A 1,203-nucleotide genomic window follows, 5' to 3' on the forward strand; every position below is an offset into this window, starting at 1 on the left:
GCTTTCTGGGATTATTCGGATGTTTACTGGGTATGTTAAGCGTATTTGATGTAATCATTTTGCATAATAACTTCCCGCTAAGTAACTGGGAGTTAATCGAATTATCATTGCTTATCTATCTCATAGCTTTAGTTATCAAACTAACAAGAAAGGAAAAATAGTAAATTTACTAGCCCACAAACGTGAGCTCTTTTTTATTGTGCTAATTTATTCTAAGATTATTCGTAGGTGCTTTGCTCCCACATATTTTCGGGCAAGTGTAGGGGATGTGTGCGTAGGGCAGTGTAAATCTTGACCGTTCGCTGTTTCATCAAAGCATCCTAATTATTCATAGAATAGTTCATTTATCTCATTACAGAATTTGGTGCGATAGATGATGCTTTTATGCATAAGTGCAGCATCTTCGTCACTTAATTGCTCTTTTTGATATTTGCTTTGGTTGGCAGAGGTTAACTCATCAATTATTTGGTAATTGAGCCGTTTCGCATCATTTAATATATCGAGCGAATGGGAAACTAAGAACACTTTGCTGTAATAACCAGCTTTTATCGCGCTTAAGTATTTAAGCAGGATTTGTCGGCGAGTGGTTTTATTTTTAAAAGAGTGCTCAACCTCAATAGCAACAATCGCACCATCAGACTCTTGCACTAACCCATCCACATTTCGCACGTCTTTGTTGGTAATGCGTTTAAACTCTTTTTCAGTCACAAACCCTTTCCAAAATGGGATATAAGCTTCATCAGTTTGCCAGTTGTGAATGCCACGAAGTAACACAAATGCATTTATCAAATCATGCATTAAAGTGTTGTGATTAAATGAAAGTTGCGGGTTCGCCTTAGAACGAAAATAAGTTTGAATGCCAGTTAATTGCTCCGAATATTTTGCAGCCGAATAGGTGGGCACATAAATACGGCCATCGTTAGAACGGTGTGTTTTTACAAGCACTAACAAACCTTCTTTAACTAGCTTGTTTAAATGTTCTAGCGCTTGATGCCGATTGGTTTGATATAACCAACTAACAAGGGTAGGCGAGATAATACCGAACCTAACTGCAATTATAGCGGTAAGCTTTTGGCGATTTAAGCCAGTAATAAGGTTGTTTGAACCAGGACGATAAAACATATCGACGGCGAGGTGGCGATTAAAATCATTTAGCAATTCGTTTAGGGGTTTGTTCATTTTTAATTACTCATTTTATTAATT

1 protein-coding gene is annotated in these 1,203 nt (G+C 37.1%); it reads right to left on the bottom strand.

Annotated elements, in window-relative coordinates:
- Positions 1-324: 324 nt before the first annotated feature.
- On the bottom strand, positions 325-1,179 hold the full coding sequence (locus ON073_RS20335) for a hypothetical protein (protein WP_274763689.1): 855 nt from the start codon (positions 1,177-1,179) through the stop codon (positions 325-327).
- Between the last annotated feature and the right edge of the window lie 24 nt (positions 1,180-1,203).

The sequence above is a fragment of the Pseudoalteromonas sp. G4 genome, assembly GCF_028875915.1.
GTDB lineage: Bacteria > Pseudomonadota > Gammaproteobacteria > Enterobacterales > Alteromonadaceae > Pseudoalteromonas.

Excerpts from the sequence above, each read along its gene's own strand:
- ON073_RS20335 (WP_274763689.1), bottom strand. The coding sequence starts at position 1,179 with ATGAACAAACCCCTAAACGAATTGCTAAATGATTTTAATCGCCACCTC.